This window comes from Psychrobacter proteolyticus (assembly GCF_038155145.1).
GTDB classification, from domain to species: Bacteria; Pseudomonadota; Gammaproteobacteria; order Pseudomonadales; family Moraxellaceae; genus Psychrobacter; species Psychrobacter proteolyticus_B.
In genome coordinates, this window is sequence record NZ_JBAKAY010000202.1 from 1 (window position 1) to 212 (window position 212).

The 212-nt window shown below is 45.8% G+C and carries 1 pseudogene; it reads left to right on the forward strand.

The annotated features are described in order from the left end of the window. Positions 1–212: pseudogene (locus V6252_RS13530) on the forward strand (cell division protein FtsA); the annotation flags it as partial.

Here is a 212-nt window from a genome sequence, read left to right on the forward strand (position 1 = left end):
GATGTCATCGAGATGATGGCACACAATATCACCGTAATGAACCACATGATGATGAGGCCTGTTGGCTGCCGTCAGAATATCCAAAAGCTATTACAAAGTTGTGACGTCGTCATTGATCATATTGTTTTCGATGCAGTGACCAGCGCTGAGTTTAGTTTGATGACTGAGGAGCGCCAGCAAGGCGTTTGCTTGGTTGTTATCGGTTCCAGTAC